The 20,361-nt window shown below is 62.9% G+C and carries 20 protein-coding genes; 13 read left to right on the top strand and 7 right to left on the bottom strand.

Annotated elements, in window-relative coordinates:
• Positions 1 to 47: 47 nt before the first annotated feature.
• Positions 48 to 539 carry a DoxX family protein gene (locus RTP54_RS02130; protein WP_112809465.1) on the top strand — a complete coding sequence of 164 codons (492 nt, stop codon included), beginning with the start codon at positions 48 to 50 and terminating at the stop codon, positions 537 to 539.
• Positions 540 to 608: 69 nt separating this feature from the next.
• Here RTP54_RS02130 and RTP54_RS02135 read toward each other — a convergent pair whose 3' ends face one another.
• Both RTP54_RS02135 and RTP54_RS02140 read right to left on the bottom strand, forming a co-directional pair.
• A complete protein-coding gene (locus RTP54_RS02135) occupies positions 609 to 1,037 on the bottom strand; it encodes an RbsD/FucU family protein (protein ID WP_112816552.1) in 429 nt (142 codons plus the stop codon).
• Positions 1,037 to 2,269: an ROK family transcriptional regulator gene (locus RTP54_RS02140; RefSeq protein ID WP_312360573.1), complete on the bottom strand. Its 1,233-nt coding sequence runs from the start codon at positions 2,267 to 2,269 to the stop codon at positions 1,037 to 1,039. Before RTP54_RS02140 ends, RTP54_RS02135 begins: the two co-directional genes overlap by 1 nt.
• Before the next feature lie 284 nt (positions 2,270 to 2,553).
• Here RTP54_RS02140 and RTP54_RS02145 point away from each other — a divergent pair, with 284 nt between their 5' ends.
• The 7 genes from RTP54_RS02145 to RTP54_RS02175 all read left to right on the top strand — a co-directional run bounded on the left by RTP54_RS02145 (position 2,554) and on the right by RTP54_RS02175 (position 9,242).
• A complete protein-coding gene (locus RTP54_RS02145; protein ID WP_112816630.1) occupies positions 2,554 to 3,579 on the top strand; it encodes a sugar ABC transporter substrate-binding protein in 1,026 nt (341 codons plus the stop codon).
• A 198-nt stretch (positions 3,580 to 3,777) separates the two neighbouring features.
• A complete protein-coding gene (locus RTP54_RS02150; RefSeq protein ID WP_312360578.1) occupies positions 3,778 to 4,863 on the top strand; it encodes an ABC transporter permease in 1,086 nt (361 codons plus the stop codon).
• Entirely contained in the window at positions 4,863 to 5,645 is a 783-nt protein-coding gene (locus RTP54_RS02155) for an ATP-binding cassette domain-containing protein (RefSeq protein ID WP_112809030.1), read from the top strand. Before RTP54_RS02150 ends, RTP54_RS02155 begins: the two co-directional genes overlap by 1 nt.
• Entirely contained in the window at positions 5,642 to 6,262 is a 621-nt protein-coding gene (locus RTP54_RS02160; protein WP_312360584.1) for a nucleoside triphosphate hydrolase, read from the top strand. Before RTP54_RS02155 ends, RTP54_RS02160 begins: the two co-directional genes overlap by 4 nt.
• 203 nt (positions 6,263 to 6,465) lie before the next feature.
• Positions 6,466 to 7,503 (top strand): dihydroorotase, encoded by a 1,038-nt coding sequence (gene pyrC / locus RTP54_RS02165; protein ID WP_312360587.1) that lies wholly within the window; start codon positions 6,466 to 6,468, stop codon positions 7,501 to 7,503.
• A 28-nt stretch (positions 7,504 to 7,531) separates the two neighbouring features.
• On the top strand, positions 7,532 to 8,224 hold the full coding sequence (locus tag RTP54_RS02170) for an orotate phosphoribosyltransferase (RefSeq protein WP_112809027.1): 693 nt from the start codon (positions 7,532 to 7,534) through the stop codon (positions 8,222 to 8,224).
• 91 nt (positions 8,225 to 8,315) lie between these two features.
• Positions 8,316 to 9,242, top strand: a complete 927-nt coding sequence (locus tag RTP54_RS02175; protein ID WP_112809026.1) for a carbohydrate kinase family protein — start codon at positions 8,316 to 8,318, stop codon at positions 9,240 to 9,242.
• An 18-nt stretch (positions 9,243 to 9,260) separates the two neighbouring features.
• On the opposite strand, the gene RTP54_RS02180 is transcribed toward RTP54_RS02175, so the two are convergent.
• Entirely contained in the window at positions 9,261 to 9,476 is a 216-nt protein-coding gene (locus tag RTP54_RS02180) for a helix-turn-helix domain-containing protein (RefSeq protein WP_112816557.1), read from the bottom strand.
• A gap of 3 nt (positions 9,477 to 9,479) precedes the next feature.
• Positions 9,480 to 10,034: a DUF2975 domain-containing protein gene (locus tag RTP54_RS02185; protein ID WP_112816558.1), complete on the bottom strand. Its 555-nt coding sequence runs from the start codon at positions 10,032 to 10,034 to the stop codon at positions 9,480 to 9,482.
• Positions 10,035 to 10,116: 82 nt separating this feature from the next.
• Between RTP54_RS02185 and RTP54_RS02190 the strand changes: the two genes are divergently transcribed.
• Positions 10,117 to 10,710, top strand: a complete 594-nt coding sequence (locus RTP54_RS02190) for a hypothetical protein (protein WP_312360596.1) — start codon at positions 10,117 to 10,119, stop codon at positions 10,708 to 10,710.
• A gap of 96 nt (positions 10,711 to 10,806) precedes the next feature.
• Here RTP54_RS02190 and RTP54_RS02195 read toward each other — a convergent pair whose 3' ends face one another.
• From RTP54_RS02195 to RTP54_RS02205, 3 genes are all read right to left on the bottom strand, one after another.
• A complete protein-coding gene (locus tag RTP54_RS02195; protein ID WP_312360598.1) occupies positions 10,807 to 11,577 on the bottom strand; it encodes a hypothetical protein in 771 nt (256 codons plus the stop codon).
• A gap of 218 nt (positions 11,578 to 11,795) precedes the next feature.
• Positions 11,796 to 13,421: a glucose-6-phosphate isomerase gene (gene pgi / locus RTP54_RS02200; RefSeq protein WP_312360599.1), complete on the bottom strand. Its 1,626-nt coding sequence runs from the start codon at positions 13,419 to 13,421 to the stop codon at positions 11,796 to 11,798.
• Between the two features lie 127 nt (positions 13,422 to 13,548).
• On the bottom strand, positions 13,549 to 15,249 hold the full coding sequence (locus RTP54_RS02205; protein WP_312360601.1) for a long-chain fatty acid--CoA ligase: 1,701 nt from the start codon (positions 15,247 to 15,249) through the stop codon (positions 13,549 to 13,551).
• Positions 15,250 to 15,593: 344 nt separating this feature from the next.
• On the opposite strand from RTP54_RS02205, the gene RTP54_RS02210 reads away from it, so the two are divergent.
• The 4 genes from RTP54_RS02210 to kdpA all read left to right on the top strand — a co-directional run bounded on the left by RTP54_RS02210 (position 15,594) and on the right by kdpA (position 20,356).
• Positions 15,594 to 16,817, top strand: a complete 1,224-nt coding sequence (locus RTP54_RS02210; RefSeq protein ID WP_312360604.1) for an MFS transporter — start codon at positions 15,594 to 15,596, stop codon at positions 16,815 to 16,817.
• Positions 16,818 to 17,093: 276 nt separating this feature from the next.
• Positions 17,094 to 18,260: an AI-2E family transporter gene (locus tag RTP54_RS02215; RefSeq protein WP_312360606.1), complete on the top strand. Its 1,167-nt coding sequence runs from the start codon at positions 17,094 to 17,096 to the stop codon at positions 18,258 to 18,260.
• 228 nt (positions 18,261 to 18,488) lie between these two features.
• Positions 18,489 to 18,575 carry a K(+)-transporting ATPase subunit F gene (kdpF, locus tag RTP54_RS31055; protein WP_409517107.1) on the top strand — a complete coding sequence of 29 codons (87 nt, stop codon included), beginning with the start codon at positions 18,489 to 18,491 and terminating at the stop codon, positions 18,573 to 18,575.
• A 71-nt stretch (positions 18,576 to 18,646) separates the two neighbouring features.
• Positions 18,647 to 20,356 carry a potassium-transporting ATPase subunit KdpA gene (gene kdpA, locus RTP54_RS02220; RefSeq protein WP_112816565.1) on the top strand — a complete coding sequence of 570 codons (1,710 nt, stop codon included), beginning with the start codon at positions 18,647 to 18,649 and terminating at the stop codon, positions 20,354 to 20,356.
• Positions 20,357 to 20,361 lie beyond the last annotated feature (5 nt).

Consider the following 20,361-nt stretch of genomic DNA (forward strand, 5'->3'; position numbering starts at 1 on the left):
CGATCTTTCCCGGTTGTCTCTACGTTGTGAACGATCTGTCGCCAGCCATGCGGCTAGATGAATTTGAAAATGCTGATACTTCTGCTGCCAACACTCGTTTCCCACAGGAGCCTCGCATGTCTCAGAATGTTGTCGTCCTCATCGGGCGCATTCTCCTTTCGATCATGTTCATCACCGCCGGCTTCGGCAAACTGACAGATCCCGCCGGCACCGCCGGAATGATCACCAATGCCGGCTGGCCGGCAGCAACGGCGCTTGCCTATCTCGCCGGTATTTTCGAACTGGTGGCCGGCCTTGCCGTCCTCGTCGGCTTCCAGACCAGGATTGCCGCCTATCTCCTGGCGCTCTTCTGCCTGGTCACGGCTTTCGTGTTCCACAGCGGCGCCATCAACATTCCGACCTTCCCGCCGGAAGCAAACGGCCTGCTCAGCGTCTTCAACAGCCTGATGATGATGAAGAACATCTCGGTTGCCGGCGGCTTCCTGGTGCTTGCCGCCTTCGGTCCGGGCGCATTGTCGGTCGACGCCCGCCGCGCATAAGACATTCAGGACTTGAAACGAAAAAACCCGCCGGTGCCGCCGGCGGGTTTTTTGTTGCAGCCATGCTTTTCAGGGATAGATCACGCCCTTGCGCAGGATGACGTTGCCGTAGAGCCTTGGTTCGCTGGTCTGCACGACCGTGTGCGCCGCCTGCACGCGGGGATAGAATTCGTGGCCGAGCAGCGGCACGACCGCGCGCTGAGGTTCACGCCTGGCGCAGCAATCGATGATCTCCTGGTGCACCGGATCGAGCGCGTCCCGGTCCTGCTTGACGGTGGCGCGGAAGATCGCCGCCGGCACGAAGTCGTCGATCGGCATGACGCTCAATATGGCGTCGAGCACCGTGATCAGCCCATGGCCGTCGAGCCGGACCAGCCGACGGGCGTGTTCCTGGCCGGGATAGTTGCCATCGACCAGCGCGATCTCGTCGCCATGACCCATGGCGCGCAGCGTCGCCAGCAATTCCGGGCTTAGGATCGGGTCTATGCCTTTCAGCATCAGCTGAGCTCCTTGAAGAGGACGTTGGTGTCGAGCAGGTAGCGGGAGAACAGGGGCAGGCTCGCGCCGCCGATGGCGCGGGCGTGGCTGCCGACCATGCCTTCCACGAGTTCCGGGATCGTCACGCCCTGGAGGTCGAGTTCGTGCAGGGCCTTGCGCGTCGCCGTCAGCAACCGCGCGCGCACCCAGGGCGGGAAGCCGCCGTCGATAACGACGGCCGAGAAGTCGACGATCGAGACGGCGGAGACGACGGCCTGGGCAAGGGCCGCCCCGCTGTCGTCGATCCAGACTGTCAGCGGTTCGCCGAAATCGATCCAGTCGTCGGCGGAATACCAGAGCGGCTTCGGATCGATGCCGCGCTCGCGCAAGAGGTTTTCGAGCACGAAGACCGAGGCGATCTTCAAAAGCTGCACGGTCTTGCCATCCTTGCCGGACACCGGCAGCGGGCCGACGGCGCCGGCAGCACCCGTGCGGCCGGAAAACAGGGCGGAATTGATGACGACGCCGCCGCCGATGAACGAGCCGATGTAGAAATAAACGAAGTCCGGGTAGCTGGCGCCGACACCGAAGGCGAGCTCGGCGCCGCAGGCGCTGGTTCCGTCGTTCTGCAGGAACACCGGATGCCGGGTTCGCTGGGACACGATCGCCTGAAGGTCGACGTCGCGCCACCGGTTCATCTCGTCTCGCGGGGCACCGACTTCCTCGGCCCAGTTCCACAGTTCGAAGGGCGTGGCGATGCCGACGCCCGCGATGCGCTTGCGCTCGTCCGGGCTCAGTTGCTGCTCGAGTTTCTCGATGCCGCCGATGATGAAGTCGACCAGTTCGCCGGGCAGGGGATAGGCATGGATCTGGTGCAGGTGCAGGCGGATGTTGCCGACGAAATCCATCAGCACCAGGTCGGCGCTGCGCCGCCCGATCTTCACCCCGAAGGAAAAAACCGCGTCCGGGTTGAGCCGCATCGGCGTCGAGGGCTGGCCGACGCGACCGCGCACCGGCTCGCCGCGCACAAGCAAGCCATCGCTTTCGAGCGCGCGCATGATCACGGAAACGGTCTGCGCCGAAAGGCCGGAACGCCTGGCGATGTCGGCCTTCGACAATCCGCCGTGCCGGCGCACCAGCGACATCACCAGCCGTTCGTTATAGGCGCGCACGCGCGTCTGGTTCGCCCCGCCGCTCGGGTCGATCACCTCAGGTTGCATCGCTCCCCTGTCGGGGCCGTCTGTCAGTGACATGCCACCGTCTCCTCCCGTTGGCATCAGTGCCCGCTTGGCGCGGGTCTGTTGTTTCCGCTCCGGGCAACCCTGTCAATTTGGCTCGTGGCCAGGATTGCGAAGGAGCGCGGTTATCCAGAGAATGCCACATCGAAATAATAATTCAATTTGATTTATTTATTGACACCCCCGAAAATTAATGTTTGTTTTTGATCCGGAAGCGCCTGTTGCAGCGGAGGAGAATGCTGCAGGGGCGAGGCCTGGGCCGCACTGTCGGCCGTGTGTTTCATCCTTGGGAGGATTACATGAAGAAGACTGTTCTCTCCGCCGCGTTCGGCGTGCTGTCGCTCGGCGTCGTTTTCGCCGCCCCGGCACAGGCCGCCGATGTCAGCGCCTGCCTGATCACCAAGACCGACACCAATCCCTTCTTCGTCAAGATGAAGGAAGGCGCTGCCGCCAAAGCTCAGGAACTCGGCGTCACGCTGAAGGCTTATGCCGGCAAGATCGACGGCGACCACGACAGCCAGGTGGCTGCGATCGAATCCTGCATTGCCGATGGCGCCAAGGGTATCCTGATTGCCGCATCCGACACCAAGGCGATCGTCGATCAGGTGAAGAAGGCTCAGGAGGCCGGTCTTCTGGTGATTGCACTCGACACGCCGCTCGATCCGGCAACCGCGGCTGACGCGACCTTTGCCACCGACAACCTGCTCGCCGGCAAGCTGATCGGCCAATGGGCTGCCGCCACCATGGGCGAGGGCGCCAAGACCGCCAAGGTCGGCTTCCTCGATCTGACGCCGTCGCAGCCGACGGTCGACGTCCTACGCGACCAGGGCTTCATGATCGGTTTCGGCATTGATCCGAAGGATCCGGCCAAGATCGGCGACGAGGATGATCCGCGCATCGTCGGCCACGACGTGACCAACGGCAACGAGGAAGGCGGCCGCAAGGCCATGGAAAACCTTCTGCAGAAGGATCCCGATATCAACGTCATCCATACCATCAACGAGCCTGCTGCCGTCGGCGCCTATCAGGCGCTGAAGGCTGTCGGCAAGGAGAAGGACGTGCTGATCGTCTCCGTCGACGGTGGTTGCCCCGGCGTCAAGTCGGTTGCCGAAGGCGTCATCGGCGCGACCTCGCAGCAGTATCCGCTGATGATGGCGGCACTTGGCATCGAGGCGATCAAGAAGTTCGCCGACACCGGCGAAAAGCCGAAGCCGACCGAAGGCAAGGACTTCTTCGACACCGGCGTTTCGCTCGTCACCGACAAGCCGGCAGCCGGTGTGGAATCGATCGACACCAAGGTCGGCACGGACAAGTGCTGGGGCTGATCGCCCCCACGCGTCTGAAGCATGAACGAACAATGCAAGGGCGGCCCCGGCCGCCCTTCGCGTAAGCGCCGATGTCTTTGACAAGGCGAAGAAAACCGCGCAGCTTTTAAAGAGTGCTATTGCCCGCGTCTTGGTGGGCGGGCTGTGCACCAGATTGCATCGCACCCCTTGGGAGTGGGGTTCACGGGAGGAAGGTCCATGGGCGAGCCCAACACAGCCGCACAGCCATCCCAGGAATTCGAAAAGGTCCTGGTCAACAGTTCGACGCAGGTCGCGTCGTTCGACACGCATGACAAGACGCCGATCCAGAGGATCCAGCATTTCCTGCACTCGACGCCGGCGGCCGTGCCGTTCATCGTGCTCGTGGCGGCGATCCTGATCTTCGGCCTGACGATCGGTGGCAAGTTCTTCTCGTCCTACACGTTGACGCTGATCCTGCAGCAGATCGCCATCGTCGGCATTCTCGGCGCAGCACAGACCCTGGTGATCCTGACGGCCGGCATCGATCTTTCGATCGGCGTGATCATGGTGCTTTCGGCCGTCATCATGGGCAATAGCGCCGTGACCTACGGCCTTCCGGCGCCGGTCGCGATCTTTCTCGGCTTCCTCGTCGGCGGCGCCTGCGGCTTCCTCAACGGCTTCCTTGTATCAAGGGTCAAGCTTCCGCCGTTCATCGTGACGCTCGGCACCTGGTACATCATCATGTCGACGAACTTCATCTACTCGGCCAACGCGACCATCCGCGAAGCCGACGTGACCGCCGTCACCCAGATGCTTCATGTCTTCGGCGTTAGCTTCAAGATCGGGTCGGCCGTCTTCACGCTCGGCGTAGTGATGATGGTCGTGCTGGTTCTCGGCCTCTGGTATGCGCTCAACCATACCGCCTGGGGGCGGCATCTCTATGCGGTCGGCGACGATCCGGAAGCCGCCAAGCTGTCCGGTATCCGCACCAGCCGCGTGCTTCTCAGCGCCTATACGCTCGCCGGCCTTATCGCGGCCCTTGCCGCCTGGGTCTCGATCGGCCGCAACGGCTCGATCTCGCCTTCGGCAGCGGTCACCGACTACAATCTGCAGGCCATCACCGCAGCCGTGATCGGCGGCATCTCGCTCTTTGGCGGACGCGGATCGATCCTTGGAACCCTGATCGGCGCGATGATCGTCGGCGTGGTCTCCATGGGCCTCAACATGCTCGGCGCCGACCCGCAATGGAAGGTTTTCCTCACCGGCGTCTTGATCATCACCGCCGTCGCAATCGACCAGTGGATCAGAAAGGTAGCAGGCTGATGGCTCAGGAACCCATTCTCACCGCACGCGGCCTGGTCAAGCGCTATGGCCGGGTCACTGCCCTCGATCACGCCGATTTCGACCTCTATCCGGGTGAAATCCTCGCCGTCATCGGTGACAACGGCGCCGGCAAGTCCTCGATGATCAAGGCGATCTCAGGCGCCATCACGCCTGATGAAGGCGAGATCCGCCTAGAGGGACAGCCGATCAACTTCCGCTCGCCGATGGATGCCCGCAGCGCAGGTATCGAGACGGTCTACCAGAACCTGGCGCTGTCGCCGGCGCTATCGATCGCCGACAACATGTTTCTCGGCCGGGAGATCCGCAAGCCCGGGATCATGGGCAAGCTCTTTCGCACGCTCGACCGTGCGGAGATGGAGAAAAGGGCGCGGGCAAAATTGTCCGAGCTCGGATTGATGACCATCCAGAACATCAACCAGGCGGTGGAAACGCTTTCGGGCGGCCAGCGCCAGGGCGTGGCCGTGGCGCGCGCCGCGGCCTTCGGCTCCAAGGTGGTGATCATGGACGAGCCGACGGCAGCGCTCGGCGTCAAGGAAAGCCGCCGGGTGCTGGAGCTGATCCTCGACGTGCGCTCGCGCGGCCTGCCGATCGTTCTGATCTCGCACAACATGCCGCATGTGTTCGAGGTCGCCGACCGCATCCACATCCACCGGCTTGGCAAGCGCCTCTGCGTCATCAACCCGAAGGAGCACACGATGTCGGATGCCGTCGCCTTCATGACCGGCGCCAAGGAACCGCCGCGCGAGGCGCTCGCCGCATGACAGTTGCGCCGTTGGTTGCAGAAATCCTGGAACGGGCGGCAGATGCTGCCCGTTTCATCGTCGCGATCGCCGGTCCGCCCGGTGCCGGCAAATCGACGCTCTCCGACGCGCTTGCCGACGCGCTGGCCGCAGCGGGAGAAAAGGCCGCCGTCTTGCCGATGGACGGCTTTCACATGGACAATGCGGTGCTTGAAGAGAAAGGATTGCTCGCGCGCAAGGGCGCGCCCGAAACCTTTGACGTCAGGTCGTTCCTCGCGACCATTGCAGCCGTCCGCGCCAATGACGGCGAGGTGCTGGTCCCGGTCTTCGACCGCTCGCGCGAACTGGCGATCGCCTCGGCGCGCGTGGTGGCGGCCGATACCCGCATCATTCTCGTCGAAGGCAATTATCTGCTGCTCGACGAGACGCCATGGACGAAACTCGACGAAGCCTTCGATTTTTCCATCTTCATCAACCCAGGCGTCGAGGAGCTGGAGCGGCGCTTGCTGAAGCGCTGGCGCGATCACGGCTATGACGAGGACGCGGCCCGTCGAAAGGCGCTCGGCAACGACATCCCCAATGCGCATCGGGTTGTCGGGCACCAGCGGCCCGCAGACCTCGTGCTTGCGGATTTCTGAGCGATGGTCGGATTGCCGATTGTGTTGTCAGGCGCATTGGTGATATCGAGACGCGGTTTCACCACATGAGTAACCGCCCCCCATCCGCACCTGCCGGCTCGCAAAGCCGCGCGCGCGGAACGGGCGCGAGCCTGGAGCGGGATGAGGAAAAGTGCGTGCAGTTTTCCGTCCGCATCCCGCTCTGATCTAGGAGAACGCTGACCATGCAAGACCTCGTTATCCGTCGGCCGGATGATTGGCACCTTCACCTGCGCGACGGCGACATGCTGAAGGGCGTCATCGCCGATACCAGCCGCCATTTCGCCCGCGCGATCATCATGCCCAACCTCGTGCCGCCGGTCGTGACCGCTGCGGACGCCAGGGCCTATCGCGAACGGATCGTTTCCGCCATTCCGGCCGGTGATCGGTTCGAGCCGCTGATGACGCTCTATCTGACCGAGGGGACGGACCCCGACGACGTCGAGGCCGGTCATGCCAGTGGCCTCGTCAAGGCGGTCAAGCTCTACCCGGCGGGCGCCACGACCAACTCCCACAGCGGCGTTCGCGATATCGACAAGGCGATGCCGGTGCTGGAGCGCATGGCGAAGATCGGCCTGCAGCTCTGCGTGCACGGCGAAGTGACGACTGCTGATGTCGACATCTTCGACCGCGAGGCGGTGTTCATCGAAACGGTGCTCGATCCCTTGCGCAAGCGCCTACCGGAACTGAAAGTGACGATGGAGCACGTCACCACCAAGGACGGCGTCGACTACATCAAGGCGTCGAAGGCCAATCTCGCCGGCTCGATCACCACGCACCACCTGATCATCAACCGCAACGCCATTCTGGTCGGCGGTATCAAGCCGCATTATTACTGCCTGCCGGTCGCCAAGCGCGAGAACCATCGCCTGGCCCTGCGCGCGGCGGCGACCTCGGGCGATGCCCGCTTCTTCCTCGGCACCGATTCCGCACCCCATGTCGATCCGCTGAAGGAATGCGCCTGCGGCTGCGCCGGCATCTACACCTCGATCAACACCATGAGCTGCCTTGCCCATGTGTTCGAACAGGAAGGTGCCCTCGACAGGCTCGAAGCCTTCGCCTCGCTGAACGGTCCGGCCTGGTACGGACTGCCTGTCAACGAAGAGACGATCACGCTGCGCAAGCAGGCCGACGCCGTCAGCTATCCTGCCAGGATCGAGACCGGCGACGGTCCCGTCACCGTTTTTGATCCGATGTTCCCGCTGCACTGGGCCGTCGTCTGATCACGCCAAGCAATTGAAGGAGAGTTTTATGTTTTCCAACGCGTTCACCGACAAGGCCGTGATGGCCGAGCTGGTCGCAAAGATGCTCTGGGAGATCAAGGCGGTGCATTTCAGCGCCGACAAGCCCTACAAGCTGTCGTCGGGCATGGCGAGCCCCGTCTATATCGATTGCCGCAAGCTGATCTCCTACCCGCGCATCCGCTCGGCGGTCATGGATTTCGCCGCAGCGTCGATCCTGCGCGAGGCGGGCTTCGAGCAGTTTGACGTCGTGGCCGGCGGCGAAACGGCGGGCATTCCCTTCGCCGCCATGCTGGCCGAGCGCCTGGGCCTGCCGATGATCTACGTGCGCAAGGCGCCGAAGGGCCACGGCCGCAACGCCCAGATCGAAGGTCACATGCCGGAAGGCGCCCGCGTACTCGTCATCGAGGACCTGACGACAGCCGGTGGCTCGATGTTCAAGTTCATCGACGCCATTCGCGCCGCCGGCGGTATCGTCGACCACGGCATCGCGCTCTTCTACTACGACATCTTCCCGCAGGCCGTCGGCGAGATGAAGGGCAAGGGTGTCGACCTGCACTGGATCGCCACCTGGCGCAACGTTCTGGCCGTTGCCCGCGCGCAGGCACTATTCGACGACAAGACGCTCGGTGAAGTCGAGGCCTTCCTCAACGATCCGCTGGCCTGGTCGGGCCGCAATGGCGGCGTCAGCGCCCTGGCCTGAGGTCCGGCAAGGCCCCGGTGGTGCCGGGGCTTTGCATCTTTCGATATCCATTCGTCAAATCGACTGAAATTCTGCCGAGGAGGAAGAGCCGATGATCGTATGTTGTGGAGAAGCGCTGATCGACATGCTGCCGCGCGACACGAGCGCGGGCGAGAGTGCCTTTGCACCCTATGCCGGCGGAGCGATCTTCAACACGGCGATCGCGCTCGGTCGGCTCGGCATCCCCACCGGCTTCTTCACCGGTCTTTCCGACGATATGTTCGGCGATATCCTGCGCGAGACGCTGAAGGCGGCGAATGTCGACTTCGCCCCTTGCGCGACCCTGTCGCTGCACACGACGCTTGCCTTCGTCAAACTCGTCAACGGCCACGCCACCTATGCCTTCTTCGACGAGAATACGGCGGGCCGCATGATTACCAAGGATCATCTGCCGGCGCTTGGCGATTTCTGCGAGGCGCTGCATTTCGGTGCGATCAGCCTGATCCCCGAGCCCTGCGGCTCGACCTATGAGGCGCTGATGACCCGCGAACACGAGAAGCGGGTGATCTCGTTCGATCCGAACATCCGGCCGGGCTTCATCAAGGACAGGCAGGCGCATCTTGCCCGTATGAACCGCATGGCGGCGATGTCCGACATCATCAAGTTCTCGGATGAAGACCTCGACTGGTTCGGCATGACCGGCAGCCATGACGATCTCGCCGCCGAATGGCTGACGCGTGGGCCGAAGTTGGTGCTGATCACCAAGGGCGCCGATGGGGCCGTCGGTTACACGACGCGACACAAGGTCGAAGTCGCCGGCGAGCGCGTCACGGTCGTCGACACCGTCGGTGCCGGCGACACCTTCGATGCCGGCGTGCTGGCGTCGCTCAAGCTCGCCGGTCTCCTCAACAAGGACGCCGTTTCGAGCCTTGCCGAAAGTGCCGTGCGCGATGCCCTGGCGCTGGGCGCCAAGGCCGCTGCCGTCACTGTCTCGCGCGCCGGCGCAAACCCGCCCTGGAAGCATGAGATCGGGCTCTGAAAGCAACCCTCAGGCACGTCAGTCCTGTTCTTCCGCACGATATTCCAGGATGTCGCCGGGCTGACAGCCGAGAACCGCGCAGATCTTCTCCAGCGTGTCGAAGCGCACGCCTTTGACCTTGCCCGACTTCAACAGCGAAATGTTCTGCTCGGTAATGCCGACCTGTTCGGCAAGGTCGCGTGAGCGCACCTTGCGTTTGGCCAGCATGACGTCGAGATTGACCACGATCGGCATTCCCTAGACGAAGCTCCTGTTCTCCGCTTCGATCCCCGACGCAATGACCATGACGTGGCCAAGCACGAGAAGCAGACCGGCCATTAACAGAATGATCACCGTTCCTCCATTGATATCGATGAAGACGGAATGGCCGGTCGCGCCGGGATTGTCGTAGGTGACGGCCATCACGCCGATGGCATTGCTGACGACGACACACAGCGAGCCGACGATCGTGGTGACGCCGATCCGCCTCAACAGAATGCCATTGCGCCCGGACAGGATCTCTCCGCGCTCGAAACCGTCGAAAAGCTGCCAGGCAAAGGCGAGGCCGGTAATGACAAGCGCATTGTTCACCGCGGTGAGAAAGATGACGGTCGCGATCGCCCGATAGGAGAGCGTGATGACCGAGACCTTCGGGAAAACGATGTCGCGAATGCCCTGCTCGAAGCCGGATCGGTCAAAAAAAATCTGCCAATGCGCATAGACGACCGCAGAGCAGAACAGCGCGCCGCACAATATGACCATCAGCTTCATGATGCGGCTGAGCTTGCGCAGTCGCTCGGGGGATGCGGTCATCAAAAAATTCCTTATCGGCTCGCTTGTTTTTTTAATGTAAAACGATAATTAATTCGCGTCAATTGTGATTTTGGTGCATTCTATGTCTTTCCGTTTCCTGATGAACCCATGCCTTTTTCTGCTGTTGAATACCCTTGCCGCCTGCGCGGCCCTGAGCGCCGGTTCGGCCGGGCCGGTGTCCAGGCTCGACCCGTCGCAGACGGATCCTTCGGACCTGCGCGTGGCGCTCGTCGTTCCGAAAGAGCTGGTGCTGCGCCGTGGCGATGCAGCGCTCGGGTTTTCCTTTCGCGATGGTGACGCCGCGGCGGAAAGCCGGAGCTACCCGCTTGAGGTCAATGCCGGCGGGGCGTCGGATTCGGCCGTTCACAGTCAGGTTTCCTCGGGCGAGACGCTCTATATCCTGGCCCTTGCCAAGGGCGATGCCCGGCAACTACGGGCATTGCAGGCGAAGATCGCGCCGGCAGAAGATGGCAAACCCGGCGAGCGCGGCAGTCTCTCCATCCAGTTCTCCGGTGGTTGCTGGCGCGGTGCCTTCCCGGCGGGCCGAAAGGTCGTGGTCAATGCCTGGATGCAGCGTTCAGCCGATGCGGGTTATGTCCCGGCGATCTCGAACCTCGACCTGATGCAAACGCTCAATCAGGCCAACGTGTCGGCGTTGCCGGCTTGCGTCGATTGAAGAAAAGCAAAGCAGGAAACCGCCGCCGCAGGACGTCGCGGCGGTGCCAGAGCCGCTTGCGCGTCGCGCATTGATACAGGCAAAGACGATCGTCCGTCAGGAACCGAAACGTGATGCGGCGCCAGCGTCCCGCTGTGCCTGGGTTTCCTGCCTGATGCTCTTCATCTCGTCGAGTTTGGCCTGCATGTCCTGGATTTCCTGATAAAGCGGGTCCGCCTTCATGGCGTCGCGGTCGACCGTCACGGTCGACTCGATCGGTCTTAAGGCGTCAAACTGGCGTTGCGTGATGGCCGTTGACGCCTGGGATACCCGGCCTCCCGTCATCGCCGCGATCTGCTCCGCGAGCAACTTCGCCAGGCCCGGCCCGCTTCTGACGTTCAAGCCCATTATCAGCGCTTCAAGACGCTTTTGATCGAAGCCATCATACGTGGTCACGTGGCCCTGGTTGTCGATGGTGGCGACGACCTTGCCGCCCTCCGATACCGTTGCATAGGTATCGTAACCGGCGTGAAGTGAAGGCCTCGAATAATGCGTGTGCTGGTTCTCCAGGCGCCGCTTGGACATTTCGATGTCGTTCTCCCGCATCTCGATGATCCTGCGGTACACGTCCTCGGGCATGTCGGCCGCGGTCGTAACCTTCGACATGTCGAGAAACTGGAAAAGCATCGTCGTGAGTTTTCCGCCGAAGTTGACGGTGACAGGGGAAAGATTAGCGCCGGAGGCCGTGGCGGCCGATGCGTGCGATTTTCCGGGTTGCCTGTCTGTGGCCGCGCTGCCGTCTGGCGTCTCACTGGCGACTGCGCTGTTTCGCCTTGCTGCGTACTGGTCAGCCGGACTGTAGGAAAAGGTTGAGCCGATGGTTGTCATAATGGACCTCCGTATGGTTGTCCAAAATGTGCAATGCAACCCTTGTGCCGGGCTGGCGGTGCGGTCGCGGCCCTGATGCCCTGCGTCCGACACTTCCGCGGGCGTCACGCGTCAATCATGACGAAGGCGCCGACCGGTCCCGTCGCGGGACGCCACCGGTCGCAGGCGGGTTCGCATGGCCGCCGTCCGGCGGCGACCATGCGCAATTCAAAAACCTGTCAGCGTGCCGCCTTCAGCAGCACGGCGACAAGACCCGCGGTCGACGAATCGTGCCCTTCTGCACTGACCTTGCCCTCGACCACCGGCAGGAGACCGGTTGCCAGCTCCTTGCCGAGCTCCACGCCCCACTGGTCGAAGGAGTTGATGTTGAAAAGCGCGCCTTCGACGAAGACGCGGTGCTCGTAAAGGGCGATCAGCCGGCCGAGCGCGAAGGGATCGAGCTGGTCGTAGACCAGCGTCAGCGACGGGCGGTTGCCGGCAAAGACGCGGTGCGGCGCGATCTTGTCGGCCTTGGCGTCGGCCATGCCCTTGGAGGTCAGCTGCGCCTTCGCCTCGGCAAGCGTGCGGCCCTTCATCAGGGCCTCGGACTGGGCGAGGCAATTGGCGATCAGCAGCTCGTGCTGGTGGCGCAGGGTCTTCTCGTGGCCGTTGGCGGCGATCATGAACTCGGCCGGGATGACATCCGTGCCCTGGTGGATCAGTTGGTAGAATGCGTGCTGGCCATTGGTGCCGGGCTCGCCCCAGACAACGGGCCCGGTCGAAAACTCGACCGGCTTGCTGTCGAGTGTGACGGCCTTGCCGTTCGATTCCATGTCGAGCTGCTGCAGATAGGCCGGAAAGCGCGACAGGCGCTGGTCATAGGGCAGGATCGCGCGCGAAGGGTAGCCGAGAACGTTGCGGTTGTAGAAGCCGAGAAGGCCCAGCAGCATCGGCAGGTTCTTGCGGATCGGCGCGGTGCGGAAATGCTCGTCGATGGCGTGGCCGCCATCGAGGAAGCGGCCGAAATTCGCCTTGCCGATGGCAATCATCAGCGGCAGGCCGATCGCCGACCAGATCGAGTAGCGTCCGCCGACCCAATCCCAGAAACCGAAGACGCGCGCCTGGTCGATGCCGAAGGCGGCGACCTTGTCGAGCGCCGTCGAGACGGCCGCGAAGTGATGACCGACGGCGGCTTCACCGAGCTTTTCGGCGATGAAGGCGCGGGCCGTCGCCGCGTTGGTCATCGTCTCGATTGTCGTGAACGTCTTGGAGGCGATGATGAAGAGCGTCGTTCCCGGTTCGACGAGCTTCAGCGTGTCGGCGATATGGGCGCCGTCGATGTTGGAAACGAAATGCAGGCGCGGGCCGTCATGGAAAGGCGCGAGCGCCAGCGTCGCCATGACAGGGCCGAGATCCGAGCCGCCGATGCCGATGTTGACGACATCGGTGATCTTCTTGCCGGTTGCGCCCTTGAGCGCGCCGGAGCGGACGCCATCCGCAAAAGCGCCCATGGCTTCGAGAACGCCGTTGACGTCGGGCATCACGTCCTTGCCATCGACGATGACGGGACGGTTGCCGCGGTTGCGCAGTGCCGTGTGCAGCACGGCGCGTTCCTCGGTGATGTTGATGATTTCGCCGCGGAACATCGCGTCGCGCTTTTCTTCAACCTTGGCGGCTTTCGCCAGCGCTTCGAGGCCGTCGAGCACCTGCTCGTTCACCGCGCATTTCGAATAGTCGAGCAGCAGGTCGTCGAGTGAGGTGCTGAAGCGTGAGAAGCGTTCGGCATCGCTCGCGAAGGCGGCGCGGATATCGGTCGCATTGGTTTGCGCGGCGGTTGCTTTGAGTTGGTCGACAAGCGCTTTCATCGCGGGGCTCCTTGTGTCGGACAGTCGCCTGCGTAGCTATTCGCTTTGCATTGTCCGAATCAAGCCCGCAAAACCGCCGGGGTGGCGGTTTTCAGGATTTTTTAAATCGTTTTAAGTCGAGGCTGCGTCAGCCGCGGAGGTCCTTGCGCAGGATCTTGCCGACATTGGTTTTCGGAAGCTCGGTGCGGAATTCGACGAAGCGCGGCCGCTTGTAGTTGGTGAGATTGGCCGCGCAGTGCTTCTTGACGTCCTCTTCGGTGAGCGTCGGATCCTTCCGCACGACGAACAGCTTGACCGCTTCGCCCGAATGCTCGTCGGGAATGCCGATCGCCGCGCATTCGAGGATGCCGGGATGGGTCATCGCCACTTCCTCGACCTCGTTCGGGAAGACGTTGAAGCCCGAAACCAGGATCATGTCCTTCTTGCGGTCGACGATCTTGACGAGGCCGGCGGCGTTGATGAAGCCGATATCGCCGGAGCGGAAGAAGCCGTCGGGCGAAATGGCCTTGGCGGTCTCGTCGGGCCGCTGCCAGTAACCGGCCATGACCTGCGGTCCGCGAATGCAGATTTCGCCAACCTCTCCGGTCGGCAAGGTGTTGCCCTGGTCGTCGCGGATCTCGATGTCGGTCGAGGGAATGGGGAAGCCGATCGTTCCGGTAAACTCGGTCGAGTCGAGAAGATTGGCGGTGGCGACCGGCGAGGTCTCGGACAGGCCGTAGCCTTCCGCGATCGGGCATCCCGTCATCTTCTGCCAACGCTCGGCAACAGGCCGTTGGATCGCCATGCCGCCGCCGAAGGTCAGCATCAGCGACGAGAAGTCGAGCTTCTGGAATTCGGCGTTGTTCATCAGCGCGTTGAACAGGGTGTTGAGGCCCGGGAAGATGTTGGTCTTGTACTTGCCGAGCTCTTTCACGAAGCCGGGAATGTCGCGCGGATTGGGGATCAGGATATTGGTGCCGCCGGTGGCAAGACCCATCAGCGAATTCACCGTCAGCGCGAAGATGTGATAGAGCGGCAGCGCGCACATGAACACGAGATTGTCGGGGCGGGGGCGCGAGCGGAACGCCGTGTCGAACCAGATCTCCATCTGCGCCATGTTCGACAAAAGGTTGGAATGGGTCAGCGTCGCACCCTTGGAGACACCGGTGGTGCCTCCGGTATATTGCAGGAAGGCGACGTCGCCTGGCGCGACATTGGGCTTGGTCAGCTTGTGGCGGCCGCCTTCGGCGAGAACGGCATTGAAGGAATGATGGCCGGGGATCGACCAGGCCGGAACGAGCTTTTTGACGCGGCGCACCACCAGATTGACGATCACGCCCTTGACGCCGAGCATGTCACCCATGGTGGCGACCACCACGTGCTTGATGCTGGTCTTGGCGGCGACCTGCTGGACCGTATGCGCGAAGTTTTCGAGAACGAAGATCGCCTTGGCGCCGGAATCGACGAGCTGGTGCTCGAGTTCGCGCGGCGTATAGAGCGGGTTGACGTTAACGACCGTGAAGCCAGCTCTCAGAATGCCGTAGACGATGACGGGGTTCTGCAGGATGTTCGGCATCATCACGGCGACGCGGTCGCCTTTCGAAAGGCCGCGGGCCTGCAGCCATGCGCCGATCTTGGCGGATTCGGCATTGAGTTCGGAGAAGGTCAGCGACTTGCCCATGCAGGTAAAAGCGAAGCGGCGCGAGTAGCGCGCCACGGCATGGTCGAAGAAGTCACCGATCGATTTGTAGGGCAGGGGGCCGATTTCGGCGGCGATGCCGGGCGGATAGGACTTCAGCCAGACTTTCTCCGGGCTGGTGCCTGCTGGTTGCGTGTTGAGTTCCGCCATGCTCTCTCTCCCTCTGGTCGCCACAGGCTGGCCTTGCTTGCGGCCAGAGAAGAAACCCTCCCGGTCTTCTCTTGCCGATGAAGATGATGCTTTTGCGACACCTCTTCAAGCCGAGATTCGGAATTATATAACTTTGACGTAAACGTCAACTCAGCTAACGGTTAACCGGCGGGTTTCAAGCGTCCTCGAAAAAGTATGATGAGTGGCGCAAACCCTTTGCCATCAGGGCCCAAAGCCTGTATTGCATTGCAGCATATCCCCCTCGGATACCGTCCGATACCACGCCGCCAGCACCCACAGATTTGTTCCGCTCCTAAAGGGTCGGACGACACAGGTCATTGTTCATGTGTGACGAAGCCTATTCTTCCGCTGCCGATCCGCGCCGGAGCCGGATCTCTGTTGCCGAGATTGCGCTCGCCGTCGGTGGCTTCGGCATCGGCACGGGCGAATTCGCCATCATGGGCCTGTTGCCGCAGGTGGCCGATGATGTCGGCGTCTCGGTGCCGATGGCCGGCGCCGTCATCAGCGCCTATGCGCTCGGTGTCGTTGTCGGCGCGCCATTGATCGCCGTGCTCGCGGCGCGGTTTTCCCGCTTCCGCGTGCTTTTGGTCCTGATGTTCCTGTTTGCCATCGGCAACTTTGCGAGCGCCATCGCGCCGGACTTCTACACGCTCGTTGCCGCGCGTTTCTTTGCCGGCCTGCCGCACGGCGCCTATTTCGGCGTGGCAGCGCTGGTGGCCGCGGGGCTCGCTGCCCCCAACCAGCGGGCGCGCGCCGTTGGACGCGTGATGATGGGCCTGACGATCGCCACCCTGTTCGGAACGCCGCTCGTTGCCTGGTTCGGCCAGGCGCTCGGCTGGCGTTCTGCCTTCGCCATCGTCGGCGCCATCAGTCTTCTGACGGTCGCGATGACGTGGATGCACGTGCCGCGGGACAAGGGCAACCCGCAAGCAACGCCGCTGCGCGAACTCGGTGCGCTCGGCAAGCTGCAGGTCTGGCTGATGCTCGGCATCTGCGCCATTGGCTGCGGCGGCATGTTCGCCGTGTTCAGCTACATCGCCCCCGCGTTGACGGAGGTCGCCGGCGTTTCCGTTGCCAATGTGCCGATCATGCTGTCGGTTTTCGGCGCAGGCATGATCCTTGGCAATATCGTCGGCTCCAGGCTTGCCGACTGGGCGCTGCTGCCGGCGATCGGCATCGCGCTCGCCTTCAACATCTTTGCCTATGTGCTGTTCTACTTCACCATGGGCAATCCGTGGATTGCCATCGTCAACGTGCTGTTCATCGGCGGCGGCTTTGCCGTCGTGCCGGGCGTGCAGACCCGGCTGATGGATGTGTCCGGCGATGCCCAGACGCTGGCTGCAGCCCTCAGCCATTCCGCCTTCAACCTTGCCAATGCGCTCGGTGCCTGGCTCGGCGGCTGGTCGATTGCCGCAGGTTATGGCTGGACGTCGACCGGCCTCGTCGGCGCCGTCATGGGCGTGGCCGGGTTCGGCATCTTCCTCGCTTCGGTGTTTGTCGATCGCGCCGAGACATCAAGGCGCGCGGCAGTGCGTGCGGCAGAATGACCTTTGCCATCGAAGAATGTCTTCGTGCTTGCACACCACTAAATTTTTCTGTCATGTCCCGCCGCTAGCGTCCGTCGCGGCCCTGAAACTACCGTAAACCGGGGGCATTGCGGCCCTGCCGCACAGTTTTGCTCTTAAACCGGATCGATTTAAGAGCAAAACTGTGCATCAGATCGCGCGGCATCGCGCCGGGCGTGGCCTTTGCAGGCGCCGCACAAGCGCTGTACAGGCTGGCAAGGCCGCGGGTTTGTTGTAAAGTCGTTGGAAGACGGAGGAATGTTGGTGCAGTTGGGCAATCGCGAACGAGAAAACCTTCCCGCAGAGCCGCGGCTCTTCGGGTATGCGGCGACGTCGCGCTCTGCACTTGTCGGACCGATCACGGCGGCGCGCTGGATGCTCGTCTTCGTTCTCCTGGCCGGCGTCTATTTCTTCAACGGTTTCGTGGTTCCGGTTCTGGCCGCCGTCGTCATCGGTTTTGCCAGCTGGCCGATCTACCGTCGTCTGCTGACGGCGGTCGGCGGCAATCGCACGCTCGCGGCGACCATCGCCCTGATCAGCGTCGTCGCCTTCATCGTCGTGCCGATCTCGGTCGCGGCCGTCTATGCTGTCGACGAAGTCCGCGACTGGCTGGTCTGGGCCGTCGAAACCAATGCCAACGGTGCGGGCGTACCCGTGTGGCTGACGACGATCCCGGTCGCCGGCGTGTGGCTTGGCGAGCAGTGGGTGAAGTATGTCGGCCATCCCGGTGCGCTCGGAGAATTGGTCCAGCTCGTCAGCGGTTCCAACATCGGCAACATTTATCGCGGCGTCCTGGTCATTGGCGCGTCGGCGTTTCATGCCTTCCTGACGCTGCTTTTCATGCTCATCACGCTGTTCTTCGTCTATCGCGACGGGCACTCGTTCTCCAAGCAGCTCGACCACCTGGGCGAGCGCATCTTCCCGATGCGCTGGGAGCGGCTGTCGCGCGTTGTGCCGCTGACGATCAGCTCGACGGTCACCGGCATGGGCATCATCGCCATCGGCGAGGGCATCGTCCTCGGCGTTGCCTATTGGATGGCGGGCGTTCCCTCGCCGGTCACGCTCGGCATCATCACCGGCCTGATGGCGCTGATCCCCGGCGGCGCGCCGCTGTGCTTCACGCTGGTTTCGGTTTATCTCGTGGCCAGCGGCTCGCCGGTCCATGGCATCGCGCTGTTTGCCTGGGGCACGACCGAGCTCTTCATCGTCGACAAGACCTTGCGTCCCCGTCTCGTCGGCGGGCCGATCAAGCTGCCTTTCCTGCCGACCTTCTTCGGCCTGGTTGGCGGCGTGAAGACCATGGGCTTTCTCGGCCTGTTCGTCGGCCCGGTGCTGATGGCCCTGCTCGTCGCCATCTGGCGCGAGTGGATGCGTGAAGTGACCAGCGAAGCGGCACCCACGGTGAGCCCGATCATCAAAGGCTGAGGCGAGCTGTGGCGTCGGCCGCCCACGCGCGGCCGCGTCCTTATCTTTTCCTTATGTGCTCGTAAAACCATCCCAATCGATAATTGACCCGTCATGGGTGCATGATCCGGACATAACCAGTCCCGGAGAATGCACATGTCCGATCTACTCTTTCTTGCCGCCGGCATCGGCGGCCTTGTCGCGTTTGCGCTCTACGCGCGCGCGCTCAGCCGGCTCTAGGAGGCATCGATGTTCGAAGCCTTCCTCGGCCTTGCCGTGGCCTTTGCGCTTGCGGCCTACCTCATCGTGACCCTCGTTCGACCGGAACGGTTCTAGAGCAGCCTCTGTGCGTTCGCGTGAACGCACGGCGCTCTCGTCGTTCAGCCGTATTTTGCGGAGAATTCCTCATGTCTATTGTCGGGTGGCTACAGATCGGCCTCCTCTTTCTCGCCGTCTTCCTCGCGATCAAGCCGCTGGGCCTCTACATGGCCAGGGTCTTTTCGGGCGAACGCAATTTCCTCTCCCCGGTTCTGCGGCCCGTGGAGCGTGGCCTCTATCTGGCTGCCGGCGTCGATGACAGGAAGGAGCAGGGCTGGCTTGCCTATACGCTGTCGATGCTGGCCTTTAGCGCCGCCGGCTTCGTGCTCCTTTATGCCATCCTTCGCTTTCAGGGCTCGCTGCCGCTGAACCCGCAAGGCTTTGCCGACGTGCCGGCGGACCTTGCCTTCAACACGGCCGTCAGCTTCCTGACCAACACCAACTGGCAGTCCTATGGCGGCGAGACCACCATGAGCCATTTCAGCCAGATGGCTGGCCTCACGGTGCAGAACTTCGTTTCGGCGGCGACCGGCATTGCGATTGCGCTTGCCGTCACCCGCGCCTTCGCCCGCTCCGGCGCGTCGACGCTCGGCAACTTCTGGGTCGACCTGACCCGCTCGACCCTCTATGTGCTGCTGCCGCTGGCCGTCATCGTCGCTCTCGCCTTCGTGGCGATGGGCATGCCGCAGACCTTCCATGCCTCGGTCAGCGCCACTACGCTTGAAGGCGTGCAGCAGACGATCGCGCTCGGTCCGGTCGCAAGCCAGGAAGCGATCAAGCAGCTCGGCACCAATGGCGGCGGCTTCTTCAACGCCAATGCGGCGCACCCGTTCGAAAACCCGAGCGCGCTCAGCAACTACCTGTCGATCTTCGCGATGCTGTCGATCACCTCGGCGCTGGTCTACACCTTCGGGCAGATGGTCGGTGACCGCCGCCAGGGCTGGGCGTTCATCGCCGCGATGGCGACTTTGTTGATTGCCGGCATCGGCGTCATCTACTGGGCGGAAAGCTACGGCAACCCGATCCTGCACGGCCTCGGCCTCGAAGCCTCGCTCGGCAACATGGAAGGAAAGGAAGTTCGCTTCGGCCAGGCGATGTCGGCCGCCTATGCCGGCGTCACCACCGGTATCTCCACCGGCGCCGTCAACGGCATGCATGGTTCCTTCACCGGGATCGGCGGCCTGGTGCCGATGCTTTTGATCCAGCTTGGCGAAGTCTTGCCCGGCGGCGTCGGCTCCGGCCTCTACGGCATGGTCGTCTTCGCGATCCTCTCCGTCTTCGTCGCCGGCTTGATGGTCGGGCGCACGCCTGAGCTGCTCGGCAAGAAGATCGAGGGCCGCGAGATGAAATACGCCATGCTGGCAATCCTCATCCTGCCGGCCTCGATCCTCGGCTTCACCGCGATATCGGCCGTCATGCCCTCGGCCGTTGCCAGCATCGGCACGTCGGGCCCGCATGGCCTATCGGAAATCCTCTATGCCTATACTTCGGCAACCGGCAACAACGGCTCGGCCTTCGGCGGCCTTTCTGCCAACACGCCCTGGTACAACACCACGCTCGGCTTTGCGATGCTGCTCGGCCGCTTCGCCTATGCGGTGCCGGTGCTTGCCATTGCGGGCTCGCTTGCCGCCAAGACGCGCCACCCGGCATCCAAGGGAACTTTCCCGACGCACACGCCGCTCTTCGTCGGCCTGCTCATCGGCATCATCCTCATCCTCGGGGGCTTGCAATATTTCCCGGCCCTCGCGCTCGGTCCCATCGTTGAGCAGTTCGCCATGCTCTCGGGCCAGACCTTCTGAAGGAA

Origin of the sequence: Ensifer sp. (assembly GCF_031989085.1) — a bacterium.
Classification (GTDB): Bacteria; Pseudomonadota; Alphaproteobacteria; order Rhizobiales; family Rhizobiaceae; genus Ensifer.

Bases quoted from the DNA above. Each gene is read 5' to 3' on its own strand.
- RTP54_RS02130 (WP_112809465.1), top strand. From the start codon at position 48: ATGCGGCTAGATGAATTTGAAAATGCTGATACTTCTGCTGCCAACACT.
- RTP54_RS02135 (WP_112816552.1), bottom strand. From the start codon at position 1,037: ATGCTGAAAGGCATAGACCCGATCCTAAGCCCGGAATTGCTGGCGACG.
- RTP54_RS02140 (WP_312360573.1), bottom strand. From the start codon at position 2,269: ATGTCACTGACAGACGGCCCCGACAGGGGAGCGATGCAACCTGAGGTG.
- RTP54_RS02145 (WP_112816630.1), top strand. From the start codon at position 2,554: ATGAAGAAGACTGTTCTCTCCGCCGCGTTCGGCGTGCTGTCGCTCGGC.
- RTP54_RS02150 (WP_312360578.1), top strand. From the start codon at position 3,778: ATGGGCGAGCCCAACACAGCCGCACAGCCATCCCAGGAATTCGAAAAG.
- RTP54_RS02155 (WP_112809030.1), top strand. From the start codon at position 4,863: ATGGCTCAGGAACCCATTCTCACCGCACGCGGCCTGGTCAAGCGCTAT.
- RTP54_RS02160 (WP_312360584.1), top strand. From the start codon at position 5,642: ATGACAGTTGCGCCGTTGGTTGCAGAAATCCTGGAACGGGCGGCAGAT.
- pyrC (WP_312360587.1), top strand. From the start codon at position 6,466: ATGCAAGACCTCGTTATCCGTCGGCCGGATGATTGGCACCTTCACCTG.
- RTP54_RS02170 (WP_112809027.1), top strand. From the start codon at position 7,532: ATGTTTTCCAACGCGTTCACCGACAAGGCCGTGATGGCCGAGCTGGTC.
- RTP54_RS02175 (WP_112809026.1), top strand. From the start codon at position 8,316: ATGATCGTATGTTGTGGAGAAGCGCTGATCGACATGCTGCCGCGCGAC.
- RTP54_RS02180 (WP_112816557.1), bottom strand. From the start codon at position 9,476: ATGCCGATCGTGGTCAATCTCGACGTCATGCTGGCCAAACGCAAGGTG.
- RTP54_RS02185 (WP_112816558.1), bottom strand. From the start codon at position 10,034: ATGACCGCATCCCCCGAGCGACTGCGCAAGCTCAGCCGCATCATGAAG.
- RTP54_RS02190 (WP_312360596.1), top strand. From the start codon at position 10,117: ATGTCTTTCCGTTTCCTGATGAACCCATGCCTTTTTCTGCTGTTGAAT.
- RTP54_RS02195 (WP_312360598.1), bottom strand. From the start codon at position 11,577: ATGACAACCATCGGCTCAACCTTTTCCTACAGTCCGGCTGACCAGTAC.
- pgi (WP_312360599.1), bottom strand. From the start codon at position 13,421: ATGAAAGCGCTTGTCGACCAACTCAAAGCAACCGCCGCGCAAACCAAT.
- RTP54_RS02205 (WP_312360601.1), bottom strand. From the start codon at position 15,249: ATGGCGGAACTCAACACGCAACCAGCAGGCACCAGCCCGGAGAAAGTC.
- RTP54_RS02210 (WP_312360604.1), top strand. From the start codon at position 15,594: ATGTGTGACGAAGCCTATTCTTCCGCTGCCGATCCGCGCCGGAGCCGG.
- RTP54_RS02215 (WP_312360606.1), top strand. From the start codon at position 17,094: ATGTTGGTGCAGTTGGGCAATCGCGAACGAGAAAACCTTCCCGCAGAG.
- kdpF (WP_409517107.1), top strand. From the start codon at position 18,489: ATGTTCGAAGCCTTCCTCGGCCTTGCCGTGGCCTTTGCGCTTGCGGCC.
- kdpA (WP_112816565.1), top strand. From the start codon at position 18,647: ATGTCTATTGTCGGGTGGCTACAGATCGGCCTCCTCTTTCTCGCCGTC.